Source organism: Veillonella atypica, assembly GCF_041431435.1.
Lineage (GTDB): Bacteria > Bacillota > Negativicutes > Veillonellales > Veillonellaceae > Veillonella > Veillonella atypica.
Map to the genome: position 1 here is coordinate 191,277 of NZ_JAPVXV010000003.1, position 17,383 is coordinate 208,659.

The 17,383-nt window shown below is 39.1% G+C and carries 19 protein-coding genes and 1 tRNA gene; 3 read left to right on the top strand and 17 right to left on the bottom strand.

Features of this window, described 5'->3' with window-relative positions:
* Positions 1 to 421: 421 nt before the first annotated feature.
* Both O3598_RS04955 and relB read right to left on the bottom strand, forming a co-directional pair.
* Positions 422 to 685, bottom strand: a complete 264-nt coding sequence (locus O3598_RS04955; RefSeq protein WP_059361407.1) for a type II toxin-antitoxin system RelE family toxin — start codon at positions 683 to 685, stop codon at positions 422 to 424.
* Positions 686 to 688: 3 nt separating this feature from the next.
* On the bottom strand, positions 689 to 913 hold the full coding sequence (gene relB, locus O3598_RS04960) for a type II toxin-antitoxin system RelB family antitoxin (RefSeq protein WP_005375493.1): 225 nt from the start codon (positions 911 to 913) through the stop codon (positions 689 to 691).
* A gap of 182 nt (positions 914 to 1,095) precedes the next feature.
* On the opposite strand from relB, the gene O3598_RS04965 reads away from it, so the two are divergent.
* A complete protein-coding gene (locus O3598_RS04965) occupies positions 1,096 to 2,274 on the top strand; it encodes an MFS transporter (RefSeq protein ID WP_156930934.1) in 1,179 nt (392 codons plus the stop codon).
* 79 nt (positions 2,275 to 2,353) lie between these two features.
* Here the strand turns inward: O3598_RS04965 and O3598_RS04970 are convergent, their stop codons facing one another.
* Positions 2,354 to 3,598, bottom strand: coding sequence for a M20 family metallo-hydrolase (locus O3598_RS04970; RefSeq protein WP_156930933.1), 1,245 nt, complete (start codon positions 3,596 to 3,598; stop codon positions 2,354 to 2,356).
* A gap of 156 nt (positions 3,599 to 3,754) precedes the next feature.
* On the opposite strand from O3598_RS04970, the gene O3598_RS04975 reads away from it, so the two are divergent.
* Together O3598_RS04975 and O3598_RS04980 are read left to right on the top strand one after the other, a co-directional pair.
* Entirely contained in the window at positions 3,755 to 3,943 is a 189-nt protein-coding gene (locus tag O3598_RS04975) for a hypothetical protein (RefSeq protein ID WP_005381626.1), read from the top strand.
* Complete coding sequence (locus O3598_RS04980) at positions 3,936 to 4,547, top strand: Fic/DOC family protein (protein WP_156930932.1); 612 nt, start codon at positions 3,936 to 3,938, stop codon at positions 4,545 to 4,547. Before O3598_RS04975 ends, O3598_RS04980 begins: the two co-directional genes overlap by 8 nt.
* 72 nt (positions 4,548 to 4,619) lie before the next feature.
* On the opposite strand, the gene O3598_RS04985 is transcribed toward O3598_RS04980, so the two are convergent.
* The 14 genes from O3598_RS04985 to O3598_RS05050 form a co-directional block, all read right to left on the bottom strand.
* Complete coding sequence (locus O3598_RS04985) at positions 4,620 to 5,561, bottom strand: DMT family transporter (protein WP_156930931.1); 942 nt, start codon at positions 5,559 to 5,561, stop codon at positions 4,620 to 4,622.
* 45 nt (positions 5,562 to 5,606) lie between these two features.
* Positions 5,607 to 6,512 (bottom strand): DMT family transporter, encoded by a 906-nt coding sequence (locus tag O3598_RS04990; RefSeq protein WP_156930930.1) that lies wholly within the window; start codon positions 6,510 to 6,512, stop codon positions 5,607 to 5,609.
* A 1-nt stretch (position 6,513) separates the two neighbouring features.
* Positions 6,514 to 6,990, bottom strand: a complete 477-nt coding sequence (locus tag O3598_RS04995) for a NanQ anomerase/TabA/YiaL family protein (RefSeq protein WP_105083444.1) — start codon at positions 6,988 to 6,990, stop codon at positions 6,514 to 6,516.
* Positions 6,991 to 7,281: 291 nt separating this feature from the next.
* A complete protein-coding gene (gene fusA / locus O3598_RS05000; protein ID WP_156930929.1) occupies positions 7,282 to 9,348 on the bottom strand; it encodes an elongation factor G in 2,067 nt (688 codons plus the stop codon).
* Positions 9,349 to 9,471: 123 nt separating this feature from the next.
* Positions 9,472 to 10,137, bottom strand: a complete 666-nt coding sequence (locus O3598_RS05005) for a hypothetical protein (protein ID WP_016476060.1) — start codon at positions 10,135 to 10,137, stop codon at positions 9,472 to 9,474.
* Between the two features lie 121 nt (positions 10,138 to 10,258).
* Positions 10,259 to 11,395: a [FeFe] hydrogenase H-cluster radical SAM maturase HydE gene (gene hydE / locus O3598_RS05010; protein ID WP_016476061.1), complete on the bottom strand. Its 1,137-nt coding sequence runs from the start codon at positions 11,393 to 11,395 to the stop codon at positions 10,259 to 10,261.
* The gene (locus O3598_RS05015; RefSeq protein ID WP_316602362.1) at positions 11,382 to 12,107 is read right to left on the bottom strand and encodes a YaaA family protein; all 726 of its coding nucleotides are present in this window, start codon (positions 12,105 to 12,107) and stop codon (positions 11,382 to 11,384) included. The genes hydE and O3598_RS05015 overlap by 14 nt, the downstream gene beginning before the upstream one ends.
* Entirely contained in the window at positions 12,085 to 12,696 is a 612-nt protein-coding gene (locus O3598_RS05020) for a hypothetical protein (protein WP_005375495.1), read from the bottom strand. The genes O3598_RS05015 and O3598_RS05020 overlap by 23 nt, the downstream gene beginning before the upstream one ends.
* 187 nt (positions 12,697 to 12,883) lie before the next feature.
* Positions 12,884 to 14,143 (bottom strand): Nramp family divalent metal transporter, encoded by a 1,260-nt coding sequence (locus O3598_RS05025; protein WP_005375529.1) that lies wholly within the window; start codon positions 14,141 to 14,143, stop codon positions 12,884 to 12,886.
* Between the two features lie 18 nt (positions 14,144 to 14,161).
* Complete coding sequence (locus O3598_RS05030) at positions 14,162 to 14,779, bottom strand: hypothetical protein (RefSeq protein WP_316599166.1); 618 nt, start codon at positions 14,777 to 14,779, stop codon at positions 14,162 to 14,164.
* 134 nt (positions 14,780 to 14,913) lie between these two features.
* Positions 14,914 to 15,004: transfer RNA gene (locus tag O3598_RS05035), tRNA-Ser, on the bottom strand.
* Between the two features lie 50 nt (positions 15,005 to 15,054).
* Positions 15,055 to 15,489 carry a Dps family protein gene (locus tag O3598_RS05040; protein ID WP_371452026.1) on the bottom strand — a complete coding sequence of 145 codons (435 nt, stop codon included), beginning with the start codon at positions 15,487 to 15,489 and terminating at the stop codon, positions 15,055 to 15,057.
* A gap of 249 nt (positions 15,490 to 15,738) precedes the next feature.
* Positions 15,739 to 16,350, bottom strand: coding sequence for a serine O-acetyltransferase EpsC (gene epsC / locus O3598_RS05045; RefSeq protein WP_005381969.1), 612 nt, complete (start codon positions 16,348 to 16,350; stop codon positions 15,739 to 15,741).
* A 228-nt stretch (positions 16,351 to 16,578) separates the two neighbouring features.
* Positions 16,579 to 17,382 carry a hypothetical protein gene (locus tag O3598_RS05050; RefSeq protein WP_119982464.1) on the bottom strand — a complete coding sequence of 268 codons (804 nt, stop codon included), beginning with the start codon at positions 17,380 to 17,382 and terminating at the stop codon, positions 16,579 to 16,581.
* Between the last annotated feature and the right edge of the window lies 1 nt (position 17,383).

The window sequence follows — 17,383 nt, forward strand, 5'->3', positions numbered from 1 at the left end:
AACCTCCATCTGGCATTTGCCAATAAAAAAACTCGCCCATGACAATGTAACGTCAAGGACGAGTCTATAGTTCTATTATTACAATATGATTGTATGTGCTATAAATCGCGGTACCACCTTGTTTGAATGCAGCGCATTCCCCTTTCGCAGGATACTAACATATCCCTCACGACTAACGCTCGTGTGACGTCGCACCATACTAGGAATGAAAATTCATTCTGTTCCATGCGCCCTCGGTGGTCCATTTAATAAGCTGCGTACTACGGGTTCTCAGCTAATCCCGCTCTCTGTGAGTGCATTTCCTATTTTTATCTCCACCTCATCGGTTTCTTTCAGGCGAGTATAAAATTATAATCTGATTATAATGTTTCTATAGAATGAAAGTCAAGAAAAATCTCAACTAACATTATAATTTCTAAACTTATTTGTAGATTTCTTTCCTATGTGCTACTTCAAATAAAAAGATAACAAGTTTATCATCTTGAATATCTGCAAAGAGCCGATAATCCCCTACACGATAGCGCCAAACACCTTTAAGATTGCCTTTTAAGGGTTTTCCATGCATTCTCGGATCAACACAATCAACAAGGTTCTTAACAACCCAGTTTTTTATAACTCGTACTACCGGTTTATCTAACTTCTTCAATTCTTTTAATGCCGAATCAGTAAATATAACCTCGTACATGTTCTATACCCCCAGTTCTTTCCAAACTTCCTCATGGGAGTAGTGTTTTTCTTTATTAATCCGATTACGAGCCCTCAAAATACGCTTTTCATCTAGTGCTAAGTCATCTTCAATTTTATCAAACACGACTTGTCTAATGAACGATGAAATATTTAAGTTATGTGCAGCTAAATAGGTTTGTAATAGTTTTTCTTCATCTGAACTAATACGTAATGAAATCGTTGCCATATGCTCACCTCCAAAATCATAGTATTAAATTAATTCTATCCACTCTCTTTAATTCGTATTACTTGTATTACAATTATATCTAATTATATATTATTTTTCTAATATTTATAATGCATAACAACCTATATCACGTTATACTATAAATTACATACTAGTATTCATTTATCGATTTAGGAGTTTTTATGGAAACGTGGAAACGAACGGTATACATCAGTTTAGTCTGTGTATTCTGTACATCCTTTGGGGTTAGCCAATTAGGTCCAATTCTCCCGCTCTATTTTCATGATCTAGGTGTCAACACACCAGAAGGGATGTCCTTATGGTCTGGCTTAGCTACAGGGATTACATTTCTTATTGTTTGCTTGGCTGCACCATTTTGGGGCCGTCTTGCAGATAGAAAAGGGCGCAAAATTACATTAATTCGTTCTAGCTTTGGTATGGCTCTCTGTAATGTATTAATCGCCTTTCAAACAACGCCAGAAGGGGTTGTTTTAATTCGATTAATCCAAGGTTTAGTCAGTGGTTTTTACTCGGCAAGCATTACATTAATTGCCTCAGAATCACCAATTGAACGGACTGGCTGGGCTTTAGGTCTATTGGCATCGGCCAATCTAGCAGGATCGCTCATTGGACCGTTATTAGGCGGATACATTGCAGATACTGTAGGTATTCGCAATGATTTTATCATCGTCGGCATCCTCATGGGCTTAGCTGGTGTATTAGCCACAGCATTCATCCATGAAAACTATGTACCAAAGCCTAATATAGAAAAACTTTCTATTAGTAAATTAAAGGAACAAATTCCTGAATTTAGTAGTATCGTAGCACTATGTGTGGCCTCCTTTATCTATGCTATCTGCATCATGTCCTTACAACCTGTTATCTCCGTATATATTAAGGGCATTGTACCGAGCAACACCGAGAATTTAGCATTTATTGCAGGCGCTGTGTTCTCTGCTATGGGGATTGCCCAATTGATGAGTAGTTCACCTCTTGGAAAACTCGTCGATAAGGTAGGACCACGTAAGGTACTCGTAGTATCGCTTATCTATGTAGGTTTATTCAATATTCCTCAAGCGTATGTTACAGACGTTTACCAACTAGCACTCATTAGATTCCTACAAGGCTTTGGTTTAGGCGGTATGCTTCCTGCATTGAATACATATCTATCCTCCAAAACACCTAGAGAATTTACAGGACAGGTTTTCTCCTACAATCAATCTTGTTTGTTCTTTGGATATTTCCTTGGTGCCATCGGCGGCTCTAGTCTTATGGCTCTACTAGGTTTCACTACACTATTCTGGGTAAGTGGTGGATTATTCATCCTCAGTGCCCTATGGATTGCCTTTAAACTAAAATAATTCATATAACAAAACCTTCAACATATGAGAATAGATGTTATAACTACATCGACGATCATCATTGTTGAAGGTTTTTATATTAATCTAAGGCATTGCCAACTAGACTTATATTCTTTATCACATTTTCTAATACTTCTGCACCAGCTACTATATCATCCATAGCAGCAAACTCTGCTGAATTATGACTAATTCCATCACGGCAAGGAATAAATATCATCCCTGTAGGTGCCACCTCAGCCCAATGCATCGCATCATGGCCAGCTCCGCTAGGCATAATCATATATTCTAACTGTAGAGATGTAACGGCTCTTTCAATCTCCTTAACCATAAGCGGATGCATAGATACTGGATGGTCCTTTGAAATAGGCTCAATAGTATAAGATAGACCTCTTTTTTCTGCAATAACATCGATTAATTCTTTAATAAGAAATACTACAGAATCTCGAGCTACCTTTGAAATACTTCGAATGTCTACACCTAGTTTTACAGCTCCAGGAATCACATTCATAGCACCAGGCACAACTTCGGCAATACCAACAGTGCCTACCACAGGTGGTTCCTCTTGCATCGATGTTACCTCTTCAATACCGAGAATGATTTTTGAGGCCCCACACAATGCATCATGGCGCAAATTCATCGGCGTCGCACCACTATGATCTGCATTACCACGAATGGTCACATAGAATCGTTCAGGTGCGGCAATGCCAGATACAATACCAATCTGTTTCTGTTCATGTTCCAATACTTTACCTTGTTCAATATGCATTTCTATAAAAGCTTTTACAGGCCGATTATATGCCATACTTTCAATAGCATCGGGATGTAATTTACGCTCTTTCAACGAATCGTATAAGGATATGCCTTGTGTATCGACTAATCGGTGTAAATCATTTAATGTCAATTTGCCCCGCATAGCCTTGCTCCCCAATGTGGCAGCTCCAAATCGACTAGACTCTTCACACATAAAATCTACTACAGCAATAGTGTGTTCATGTTCAAAACCATCGTCTATCATGCTACGCACTGCTTCAATGGCTGATAAAACGCCAACTACACCATCATAATTACCACCATTGGGCACACTATCTGTATGTGATCCAACCATTACAACTGGTAAATCAGGATTTGTACCAATCTTATAACCGATAACATTACCAAATCCATCTATCTCTACATCAAGGCCCGCATCAATCATACAATCTATAATATATTGACGCCCTTCCCAATCTGCATCGGTGAAAGCAAGGCGATTAACGCCTTCTCCAAGTCCAGTCAACTGTGCCATAGCAGCAAAATCTTTTTGTAAACGTTCTTTTTGTATCATATGTAGCCTCATATACTAAATACCATCATATAGCTTACTATCTGTTCCTATACATTTTACTATAGGAATAGATATCTAAATAGTCAACCAAGTGAGGTATGTATATAAAATTAAAAGACTAACTATGATATAATAGTAGTAATAAAGGAGGTACCTATGACGTTAAATGTAAGCAAAGAAAAACTCACTATTTTAGATGTACAATTTGACAACTTTGAAGACTTTGATGCAGTTTGGTATGCCATAGGTTCATCTATGATTGAGGACTTTATACCTACTACTGAATCTGTTCTAGAATTAAAAAACTACGTTGTAAATAGAAGAAAGGAACTACAAATTGGCTAAAAACCAATACGAGGGTTACCAATATATAGATTTAGATAATTTCTATACCTATAAAAACTCAACGGTTTTAATAAACAAACAAAATATTCTAGATTCTAATTCAGCCAAAAATAATGAACATCTACATGTATCAAAACGGCTTGCAGATTTATATATACAGCCGATTTTAGTGTATTCCACTGATGATATACAAAAAATTCATAAATATCTTTTTCAAGACGTTTATTCTTGGGCCGGTCAATACAGAAGAGTTAATATCTCTAAAAGTGGAAATCCTTTTATGTCGATTCAATCATTTAACTCTGCCGAGGAATATCTAAATGATTTGCTCAATACATATCATCAAAAGGCCAACACAAAAGAATGTATTATTCGCTCACTGGCTAAAATTTTAGATTCGCTAAACTTCTTTCACCCCTTCAGAGAAGGGAATGGTCGAACACAACGCGAAGTAATTCGAGCACTTGCCATATCAAAAGGATATCGAGCACAAATCCGTGTTGCCGATAATGACATCATATATAATACCTACATGGACGGTACGGTATATGGAGACTTACAAAAACTAGAGAATTTATTTGAATTAATATTAGAAAAAATATAATATATTATAGCAATAACAATAAAACACATATGTCACGATAATTAACTATCGAGCATATGTGTTTTTCTATGTCTACATTATCTCTTTCTTATTCAATTTCTCTAACACTTCTCGTTTGATTTGTCGTTGTCTATCCCAAGCAATGATGAACACTGTGGCGATGATACAAATCATACCAAAGATACCCACTAAAGTGAATTCATTGCCTAAAAGGGCCCATCCAAATAATGCGGCCGAGATTGGTTCTAAGGATGAAAGAATCGATCCTTGTACGGCACCGATACGGCGCACACCTTCGATATAAGCATTAAAGGATACAACTGTACCGAGTATGATAATCGTAAACAATCCACCCCAAGTCATACCATCCCAAATAGCTTCTGATGCCACTTGACGGAATACGATACACGCCAAAATGCCAGATATAAACATCCCAAAGCCAACGATGGATGATGTACTGTATTTTTTTAAGAGTTCAACAGGTTCCAATGTGTAAACACAAATACTCGCCGCAGAAATGAGGCCCCAAAACAAAGCAACCCCATTAAATGCAGATAGATTTAGCCCCTTTTGCATGATAATACACACCGTACCAATCATAGCGAGGGCTACACAGTATAATTCTGGTAAGGATGGCTTTTTAAAATATCGTAAGAATAAATAAATAATGAGCAACGTCGGCGCCACATATTGAAGAACAGTAGCCACACCTACACCCGAAATAGCGATAGCTTTAAAGTACGAGTACTGTGCCAACGCAATGCCCAATAAACCGAATATGAGGAGTTTACCAAAGTCTTTTGGATTTTTAAATATATCAAAAATGCGTATCCCATCCTTCATATAGGTGAGTAGAATTGTTAATAAACCTGCTACAAGTAACCGCACTTCTAACAGCCACTCTACATTTAAATGCTTTGCATTTTCGAGGAATTGCACCGATGTACCTGAAAGCCCCCAAAATAGTGCCCCCATAATGGCAAGGCCCATGCCTATCCACTGTTTTTCTTCCATACAACCTCCGCATAAGGATTGATTACTATTACAAAGAGTTTATCATTAAGATGATTGACCTCGTTTCTCTAAGGCAATGATGATAACTGTAGCAATAATCATGGCCATCCCTAAGATACCAACCCAATTAAATTGATTACCTAACAAAGCCCATCCAAAGAAAGCTGCCGAAATCGGCTCAATCGATGACAAAATAGATCCTGAGACAGCACCAATACGTTTAACCCCTTCAAGGTACGCATTAAAAGACACGATGGTGCCAAGAAAGACTACATTAAAACAGCCTACCACAGTCCATACATCCCACGTCGCATACGAATGAGGTTGCTGGAAAAGGACCGCTGCCACGAGACCACTAAGGAGCATACCAAAGCCTACAATAGGAATTGTCCCATAGGTAGCTAATAATCGCACTGGTGAAACACTATATACGGCTACGCCCACGGCAGATAATAAGCCCCAGAACAACACGTCACTACGAAAGCTTTCAAAAGAAAAACCATTATTTCCCATCAAACAAATAGTGCCGGCTAAAGCAAGGATAACTGAAATGATTTCTCCTGTGGATGGCCGTTTTCCATAGCGCACCAGCAAATAGATGATAATCATAGATGGCGCCAAATACTGCAATACCGTCGCAATGCCCGCACCGGCGATGACGATGGAGCGGAAATACGTGTATTGGCACAGGGCCATACCAAATACGCCGAATATTATGAGGCCTAATGTATCTCGCCAATTACGGAATACATTAAAAATAGCATTGCCTTGACGAATCCACCCATATAAAACGGTTAAAAGGCCGGCCGTAATAAGACGCATCGTCAAGAGCCATTCTAGGTTCATATTGCGGAAATTACCTACGAATTGGACAGATGTGCCTGACACGCCCCATAAGGTGGCGCCTAATAATGTTAATATAATACCGATAATTTCATATCGTTTCATCATGTTACTCACCTAATAGAGACACATGCACCTTTACAACAACCTTACGAATTTTTATAGGCTTATCGTCAACGGCTAAAAGAGGACGATGAATATCCGATGGGAAAAATACCGTATAATACCCTTCTGGACAGTGGATGTGTCCTTCATCGACAGATTCATTAGGATAGAAATAGCAATCTCGTTCAGGATAAGATTCAATCGGTTTTACACGACCACGATCTACAAAAAAGCCCATATTCTCTTCACCCTTTACCATAAACTGTATATCTATATAATTTTTATGAGATTCTGGTTTTGTAGTTTCAAACAATTTTGTTTCCACATCATCCACATTGGCATACATCATATCACCTTCGATAGCATGACGACCTCCTGGCAATGCTTGTAAATCAGTGTTTTTTAAGAAATCAAGGGCTCGAATGATGGCTGCGGGATAGCCCATTTTTGTATAATCTGCATGTATACTGGAGAAAAACATAACTATATCCTTTCTATAGGAACCATACTGCATAGACATACTATACTAAAATACAATAGTAATACGATCTTTATACCTCTATCGTAGCACATAAAAAGCTTAGCTTCCACATAGGATTATATAAACACAAACCCTCCATACGCTACATATATGGAGGGTCCGTAAAATACTATTCAGTTTTATGACTTACGTCAAGACTGTTATACATATGAAGTTGTCTATGAAATTGTATATGTAGTTGTTACTTACATGTTAATTCATATTAGAATTAACTACGTGGACAATTTTATATTACTCTTTTTCCTTAAAAGCAGCGATAATCTCATCGGCTTGCTTATGAGGAACCTCTTCATAACTATAGAACTGACGATTAAATACGCCTTGTCCTTGTGTCATAGAGCGCAAAACAGTAACATAATCTGACATTTCTGCCAATGGTACTTGCGCTTTAACAACAGATATACCAGTTCTTTCACTTTGTTCCATGCCTAATACGCGACCTCGACGACTATTTAAATCGCCCATGATGTCACCCATGAAAGCATCTGGTGCAAACACGTTAACTTCATAGATTGGTTCTAATAGGACTGGTTTCGCCTTTGGAATTACATCCTTGATAGCCTGTGACGTAGCTACTTTAAATGCTAACTCTGAGGAGTCTACACTGTGGTAAGATCCATCCAAGAGTGTCACTTGCACGCCAATCATAGGATATCCCGCAATTAAGCCTTTATCTAGGGTTTCTTTGGCACCCTTTTCCACTGCTGGTATATATTGTCTTGGTACAGCACCACCAAAAATCTTGTCTACAAAGGCAAATTCTTGACCATCATATAATGGATCAACTTGAATTTTAACATGTCCATACTGACCATGACCGCCACTTTGTTTTTTATATTTCGATTCTGTTTCTGCAGATCCTTTAATTGTTTCACGGTATGGAATATATGGTGTTACAAGTTTCGCTTGTACGCCGTATTTACGGTCCATCTTGTTAAGGATATGTTCTAAGTGCACTTCGCCCATGCAGTCAATTTGCAATTGGCGAGCTTCCGGATTTTTCACAACTACACAAGTTGGATCTTCTTCGGCTACTTTTAACACAGCGCTAGCTAATTTTTCCTCTTCACCTTTTTTCACAGCTTCCATAGCTACGGTATATAAAGGTTGAGGGAAACGAATTGCATCGTACTTCACCTTAAAATCAGGAGCTGTTAAGGTATCGCCTGTTTTTGCATTAGCTAATTTCGGTATCACTACGATATCGCCAGCTTTTGCGGCAGTCACTGGAATTTGTTGCTTCCCGATAAGGGTAACCATCTTATTCCATTTTTCCTCAGTTCCTTGATTAACGTTGAACAGCTTATCACCTTCTTTGAGTTCACCAGAGAAGATGCGTACAAAGCTTTGTTTGCCTGCGAATGGGTCAAGCAAGGTTTTAAACACGAATGCGGTTAGGGGTTTATCCACATGCACTACAACTGGTTCACCAATGTCTGCTGATTCAGCAGTCATCACTTTTTTTGCTGCATCTGGCATATACCGAATCATTCTGTCTAATACTTGATCTAAGCCAATACGGGATGTGGCGCTGCCACACATGATTGGACACACACGGCCTGTAATCATCCCTTCGCGTAGACCTTGGCGAATTTCTTCCAATGAAAGTTCTTCACCTTCTAAATATTTTTCCAACAATTCATCGCTACCTTCAGCCGCGGCCTCTACGGTCATTTCCCGTATTTCTTGGGCCTTTTCGATAAGATGAGCCGGTACAGCAATCTCTGTTGGTTGGCCGTCTTTGTAAGTAAACGCAGTCATTTTGGCTACGTCTATAACGCCTTCAAAATTGGCACCTTCGCCAATTGGAATTTGGAGTGGCATAATTGCCTTGCCAAATAGTTCACGCATACGTTCAATAGTACCGAAGAAATCAGCACCATCAACGTCCATTTTATTGATAAATGCCATACGTGGCATTTGTAATTCAACAGCATAATCCCACGCGCGCACCGTATCTGTTTCAACGCCAGTCGTTGCAGATAATACCATTAACATGCCATCACAAGCACGCAATGCGGCACGAACTTCGCCATGGAATTCATTGTAACCCGGTGTATCAATAAAGTTAACCTTATGGTCATGCCATTCACAAGGGGCCATCCCCAATTGAATCGTTACATTCCGTTTAATCTCTTCTGGCTCAAAGTCCATAATATGTTTATTATCTTGACCACGGCCAACAAAATCAACAGCACCAGAGGTTAATAACAAGGATTCTACTAAAGCCGTTTTCCCCGCCCCATCGTGGGACACCACAGCTACATTACGAATCTGATCACTACTATATTCTTTCATCGGAATCGCCTCCTTATGTGAAACTTTGAGTTCTTGATATATGATTTCGACGTAATACTATAAAAATCCTCTTTTTCCGAAAAAATATTTATCGAAAAAAGAGGATTTTTTATAATAATGAAATTATCGGCCTACCAAGGCTGCACAGCCACCAAAAAGAGCCATGAAAATAAGCGAAATAATGACGAAGATAACAAATGTTACGATACCGGCAATGAATACTTGCATCTTAGTCAACGTAGTTTGTCTTGCCATCAATTCAAGGCCTACCCACACGGATAAGACAAAAATTACTAAAGAGCCTAAATTAGAAATAAGCTTGGATAATGTAGAGCTACCAAATAGGCCACCGAAGATAGCCATGAGAATAAAAACAATTGTATACACACAAGTACATAATAATACTTCATAACCTTGTAGATACCATTGGACCTTCATAACAGACTGTACATCGTCAGTACCGCCCATTTTTACAGCCACCCAGTTAAATACATAGGACCCAACAGCCACCATGACAAAGGACCAAATGATACTAGCAATATAGGCTAGAATAAAGAAGAAGCCTACGCCAGCCCCAAGGAGCATGCCCATAGCAGAAAATTCGTTTCTAGGAAGCAATGGGAACAACAAGGCCCCAAACAAACCTAGTAAAATGTAAGGAATCGCCCATAAGAGCGCTGTCCCTAAGAAGCCCTTTTTCAATGTACCATACTGTACGACTTGATCGATACCACCCTTGAATGGTTGAGTCAATAGATTCCAAAAGTCAGAATACCATTTTGTTTCCATAAAATCACCTCATATAATAAAACAAAATAAACTATGTTCTTATTATATCTAGGTTTTATTTATATTTCTACATAAATATAACAATTATAAACAATTTAATCAATAATCTATATCAATGTGTTTAAAATGACCCAGTTCTCTTACCGTAATGCTTAGAATCCCCATTTTTCTTCCATCCAACAGTATCACCAATGGACATAACGCGACGCGTCAAGCAATCTTTACATTTATCTGCATTATCATCCACACATGGTTTATTATCATATAACAAATATTTGGCACGATGTTCTGGGATTGTAATGATAGGCATCAAAATATTGGCACCTGCAGCGAGCCCCTTTTCACGACCTAGTGGATCTAATGCTTGTAACGCTGTAGTAGCTGCAATATTTACGTCTTTCAAGAATAGACGGGTTAAGGCAATCATCTTGAGCCCTAGTTGAATACGGCGCAATTTACCAGCCTCATCATCAATGCCCATTGCTAACGCCTCTTGGCCTAATGGCGTATCATGATGCACCACATAGGGGCCCATGCCAATCATATCGATATCCATATCACGGTAGAACAAGATATCGTTCACAAGGTCTTCCTCGGTTTGCCCAGGCAGACCAATCATAACGCCTGTACCCACTTGAAATCCTACACGACGCAAACGGCGTAGACATTCAACTCGAGTTTCAAAGGAATGTAGTTCATCGCGAGGATGAATTTTGTGATATAACTCTTTATTCGTCGTTTCAATGCGCAATAGGTAACGGCTAGCACCCGCCTCACGCATGCGGCGGTACGCCTCTTCACTTTGCTCCCCTACGCACATCGTAATACCAAGGGAACCATCGCCGATAGCTTTGATGTCGCGGATAAGATCGACTACATAATCGACAAATACATCATCACAACGTTCTCCAGATTGAAGCGTAATAGAACCATATTCATGGTCATAGGCCCACTGTGCCATCTTGATGATATCTTCACGATTCATATCAAAGCGTTCCGTCTTATCATTTTCGCGGCGAATACCGCAGTAATTACAGTTTTTAATGCATCGGTTCGAGAATTCGATGAGGCCGCGATAATACGCTACAGGCTGTACATATTTTGCCTTCACTTCGTACGCTTTTTTATATATTAGCTGCAACTGTTCTTCATCAGTTACAGACATGAGAAATCTTAGCTCATCCTCTGTCAGCCATTCATCGCCGACGAGGTCTTTTGTGAGAATATCTTGCACTTGCAAATCATCACTTCCTTTCATAACGAATCGTCATCGATTCGCTTGGTATGGTAATAGATTCAATATCAGTAACGCAGATAAATCCATTAATTTCGCGTGGTAAATCTCGCACATGCTTCACTTGGTTCGTTAAACATGCATGCGCCATCATACCACGACTCATTTTGGAGGACGTACTCATCTGTTTATATGTATCGCCTCGTAATTCCCAAAATTCAACGGTTACCACCTTTGGATGATTCACCATTTTTGCATATTCTTTAGACGCTAGATTTAGGATCCAATCCTCCTTGTGAAAGTATGCATCCACCACTTCACGCCAGATTTCATATAAATTAATCCCTATCTTATCGACCATATCTAATCGATAGTCACGTACGCCCATCGTAGGCTCTACAACGCCGTATAACGCAGACATGATAACGAGATGCTTCTCACCAAAGGCTTTAGCCTCATCAGATAGTCCTGCCCAGTCTAAATATTTAAAAGCGATCCCATCGTAACTTTCACAAGCGACACCTACTGGATGAAACTCAAAATCTTGATAAAAATCAAAGAGCGCTTGTGCCTTATCATCCTTTAATTTCAAGGCCTTGCCAAGTGATGCCACATCGAGAGATTGTACATGATTTACAATCTCTTGAGTAATATGAGGCTGAAATTGACTGTCACGGATTACTGCTGCAGTATGGGAAATTGTTTTTGTCTTACTAGGAGAGAGGACGATTTTCATGGGACAATTCCGCCTTGATACTTTCCTCTGTCAAATTGTCAATAAGATCTGGATTCCACAACATGAGAGGCACGGCCACAACGTGACTAGCTTTCATTTCTTTACACAATTTAATGCATTCTGCCAAATAAGGAGATTCATTATCGTGGATATCACAAATGATAACTACATGGCGTCCCTTAAGATTAACCCCTTCGTAATCGATGCTTTCACCAGACACGGTAAGCAAACCTGTTTCCAAACGACCTTCGCTCATATCATTTACGCGAGACATTAAAATATGCTCAAGCATTGTGGATACAGGTGTTACAACAGGGCCTGTACCAACGAGGGCCTCCGGTTGAGCATGAACGATAACGGTTTTCTTGCGTTTGTCCGTTCTAAACTCCATAAGTGCATGTTCTAATGCGGAGAAGAACACAAATAATTGCCAAGGATCTAAGGAGCCTGTTTGAAACATATCGATAATAGCGCCATCCTCTTCAATGTTAAGACGCGCTAATAATTCTTCTGCAATGTCGCGAACAACCTCTTTATAATCAGATTGTAATGGTGCATTTAATTCATTCATATCTTTTTCTGTTGCCATGAAATCCTCCCAAAAACATATATAAACTGCTATAGTAGCAAATTAAATTCCATTCTTTATTGTACCATATTTCACAGGCTTATACGTTACTACAACTACATTTCATAAATCTATTTGGTTCTGGTTCTAAACAAAATAAAATACCGCCTATTTCTGTGAAAGCTTTCACAAAAACAAGCGGTATATATTAGCCTATAACTAATAAGTAAATATTCATCAATGTTACGATAATACCAATGCCCCAAAGAATAATCCCCGTAAATCGGCGGTTCGTATAAGCGCCCATAACACGACGACTACTCGTCATATATAATTGCAAGAATATGGTAATCGGCAACTGTAAACTCAAGAACATTTGTGAAACGAGCAAGGCTTGAAAGGAATCCGTAATAAACAGGATCAATAATAGTGCAGGAATATATGTTAACCCCAATCCTAAACGACTATGAAAGTCCTTCATATCATAGGACTCGCCAAACATGCCGGCAAATATGCTCGCCCCAGCCATACCAGCTGTCGCCGATGATGCAAGGCCGGCAAACAGCAAGGCCAATGCAAAGATAGTACCTGCAGCAGGTCCAATTAAAGGTCTCAATAATTCCTCAGCCTGTTCTAATTCGGTAACAGCAATGCCATGACTAAAAAATACGGCCGCCGCTAGTATAATCATGGCGGAGTTAATCATCCAACCAATGCCCATAGATAATAATGTATCTACGAATTCATATCGCAACTGGCGATGCATAATCTCCTTATCTTGTCGATTAAACTGACGACTTTGGATGACCTCGGAGTGCAAAAACAAATTATGAGGCATAACAACAGCCCCTAAAATGCTCAAGATAACGAGCATCGATTCATTAGGTATGCTCGGATTGACCCAGCCAATACCCGCTGCAGCCCAATTGACATCGACCATATTGACCTCCACAAGGTAGGCCAATGCGATAAGGGATACAAACCCGGCTATGATACGTTCTAATTTACTATAGGAGTTTGTAATGAGCATAATTGTACATACGATAGCCGTCAACACGCTACCGATAACGAGAGGGATACCAAAGAGCATCTTTAATGCAATAGCAGCACCAATAAACTCCGCCAGCGCCGTTGCTACGGCCGCAATCCCTGCCGTACTAAGCACCGTACGAGATAACCATTTCGGTAAGAATTCATAAGCACATTCTGCTAGGCATTGCCCCCGCACAATCCCCAAATGGGCCACATTATGCTGCAATAAGATGAGCATAAGCGTAGATAGTGTTACAACCCATAGCAATTCATAACCATAGCTAGCACCTGCTGCTAAGTTGGCAGCCCAGTTGCCAGGATCAATAAATCCGACGGTTACTATAATACCGGGTCCGATATACTTAAATACTTCACTAACATGTTGTTTGCCATTCTGATGGACGGTAAACAACTTATTTTTAAGAAAATTAATCATGTTGTTCCCTTACAGGGATTATAGAGTGAACGTCATTTCTGTTTGTACACGCGCATCTGCTTTAGATTTTCCATTCTTGGAACCTGTATAGCGAATACGAACATCACCGTTAGTCTTTACACGAGAGTCATCAATTTTGAATTTCTTCATTTTTTCCTTAATTTGTTCATCTGTTAAGGTCCGTTCTTTGGTGATTTTCTTATCTCGTTCAATGCGATAATCCATGACATCACGCATGTTTTCTTGGTAGATACGCAACGCAAATTGACGATCATTGTCGTTCATTTGTTCCCGTTTTTCCACAACTTCATCAAGTAACGGCATCAACTCATCCTTTGTATAGCTAGTGCTATCATCGAATGTAAATCCGTGTGTATCTGTAATGGCCCCATGTTTTACCAGTGTCTTTAACGCTTTGTATGTCCAATCATTTGGTGTAATAAGGTTAGCGCTACCAGGATGTGCAGCAGATACGACTTTAACATCATCAGTACTCATACCATCTACCACAGGACGGGCACTAGGAATTGTAAAGTCTTCTGCATGGGCCACACCAAAGGATGCCACCAAACAAAGGGTTCCAATACTAAGGACGCGACGAATCATCGATAAACGACGTATATATTGTGTATTCATAAAAGTCTCCTTAAATTAAATTTTATACAATTCATTATAAGCAATCAGATATGAATACGTCAACTCTATCCCTATTCCTTACACTGTATGGTTAATAAAAAAGACCTCACATCAGACGATGTGAGGTCTCAGCATGGCGGAGGATTAGGGATTCGAACCCTAGCGACGGTAACCCGCCCTAACGATTTAGCAAACCGTCCTCTTCAGCCTCTTGAGTAATCCTCCATGCTTTACTGGGTAATCATATCATACCCAGTAAGGCGTTGTCAATTGAATTATTTCAACATAGATTCAATGAACCAAATTTGTTTTACATAATATTCAATATGGTCTTCCATCATGTTGGAAAGCAAGAAATTATCTTCCTCACCAGCAGCTTCACGGATAGCAGCAGCTTGATCCTTCATATATTTGAAGTCGTGAAGTAAAATTTCAATAACTTTATGTTGAGGAACATCTTCTTGACCTAGCTCACCGATTTTTGCTAATTTAGCATATTCAACAGAATTTACCAATGGAAATTCACCTTGCATTTTTACATGTTCAGCGACTGCATCAAAGTATTCAAAGGCTTCATCATAAATGGATTCTAAGTATTCATGGATAGATTTGAATTGTGGACCAGTTACATTAAAATGAAGGTTGTGTAATTTTACATTCCATACGGAAAAATCTGCTAAATATTGATTTACTTGTTGTACGTTTTTCATAATAATTACTCCTTTTTCATTTAATTCTCAATTACAATTTGTCCTAACATCAGGACAAATCCAGTCAGCGTTTATGCCTGTTATTTATTTCTGTAATTTATAATCAGTATTTATTACATAATCATATTAACAATAATGATTTTCCTTGTCAATAACTTTATCGATTTTTTTCAATGAATTTTTTATGAAACAAAAAACCTCTTACCATCAGATATGCATCTAACAGCAAGAGGTCTAAGCCAGTCTATATTATATATAGTATTCTATGTAGTTTTCAGGATATGGACTATCATTAGATGCGCCATTTTTATTCTTTCGTCTAGGCTTCCGAACATACATATTTTCTGGATCTGTTTCAAAGATAACCATATCTTTCGGAATATCGTGTTTTATAACTAGATTACAACCGATTTTAGTGCGCGCCCCAATCGTAATATCCCCTAAAATTTTTGTACCTGTACCAATGAGTACATCATCTTCAATGGTGGGATGGCGCTTTGTTTTCTTAGAGGACATACCGCCCAATGTTACTTGGTGGAACAATGTCACATTATCTCCGACGACGGCAGTTTCACCGATAACAACACCCATACCATGGTCAATAAATAAGCCTCGACCAATGGTAGCTCCCGGATGAATTTCAATACCTGTTACATGACGAGAATGAAGTGCTATACGGCGTGCCAATGTAGGCCATCCCGCTTTATAGAGACGATGTGCAAAGAAATGCCAGAACAAAGCTGTAATATGAGGATACGTCCATATAACCATCCACACATTAGTAGCCGCCGGGTCAGAATCCATGACGCGTTTAATATTATATTGAATTTTGCCCCATAACTCGCGCAAACCTTGCATCATAAGTACTCCATATCTACGTTCATTACACGAACAGTGTGTCTATCAAAAATATAACGCCCTTGGATACTCCCAAGGGCGTAAGTCACGGTTTTAATAATTACCAAACTATACACTGGGTATAATCATTTGTACACTCTATAAATATATTCCTACTCTAACACCTAGGAATATATCTGTCAAGAATTTTGAGGGTCTTTAAAGTCCGCAGTTTATAGGAAATAACTGAGTTTATCGTATCTTACTAAGTGTGTTAATTATCGAATCCCACGTAACAGGCACAGTCACAATGGCAACGGCAATTCCTATCCATAAAAGACTGCCCACGATAACTATAAGCCTAGAGAGCACAAACTGGAAAGCCCTGCTATTGCCATATAAGATGATGTTCTTTCGTTCATGCAATACAATATGACCCCATAAGAAACCAGCCAAGGTATACGTTACAATATGTGGATCTAATATCAAATAAGAAACCACATCTGGCATATGCTCTTTTCTAGATATAATCGGTGAAAGCAAGCCATTCACTTCAACAGCCCATAGTTTATACCAGAATAACATCAATATGGCAGGCCACATAGAACGCCATGTCATCCATAAGACATAACAATAATTTACCAACGCCCCTGCTACTTGACCAGGATGCTGTTGTAAATATCGTTCCATCCAAGAGTTTAAACTGTAACCCTGCTCAACTTGCCAATAGTGAAACTGTACATTTCGTTCCCCATGTGTAAAATCTACGAATCCCAGGGTTTGTAGTAGGACGAGAGCAAATATAATAATGGTGACAAGCTGAAACCATTCACTAAACATCCAGCTAGACGGCACCATACTGTCTGTTACAGTAATGTCGATTCGCAATACTAATAGTATCAACGATACGTAAGCACTCCACCGTGTCCATCGGCTGTATGTATGTAGGGAACTATGATTACCAACAACGAGCGCTGTGGGATGCAATGACAATAATAGGCCAAACACAAAGCAAAATATGATTGCCGAGATGACAGCTATAAATTCGTAATTCATC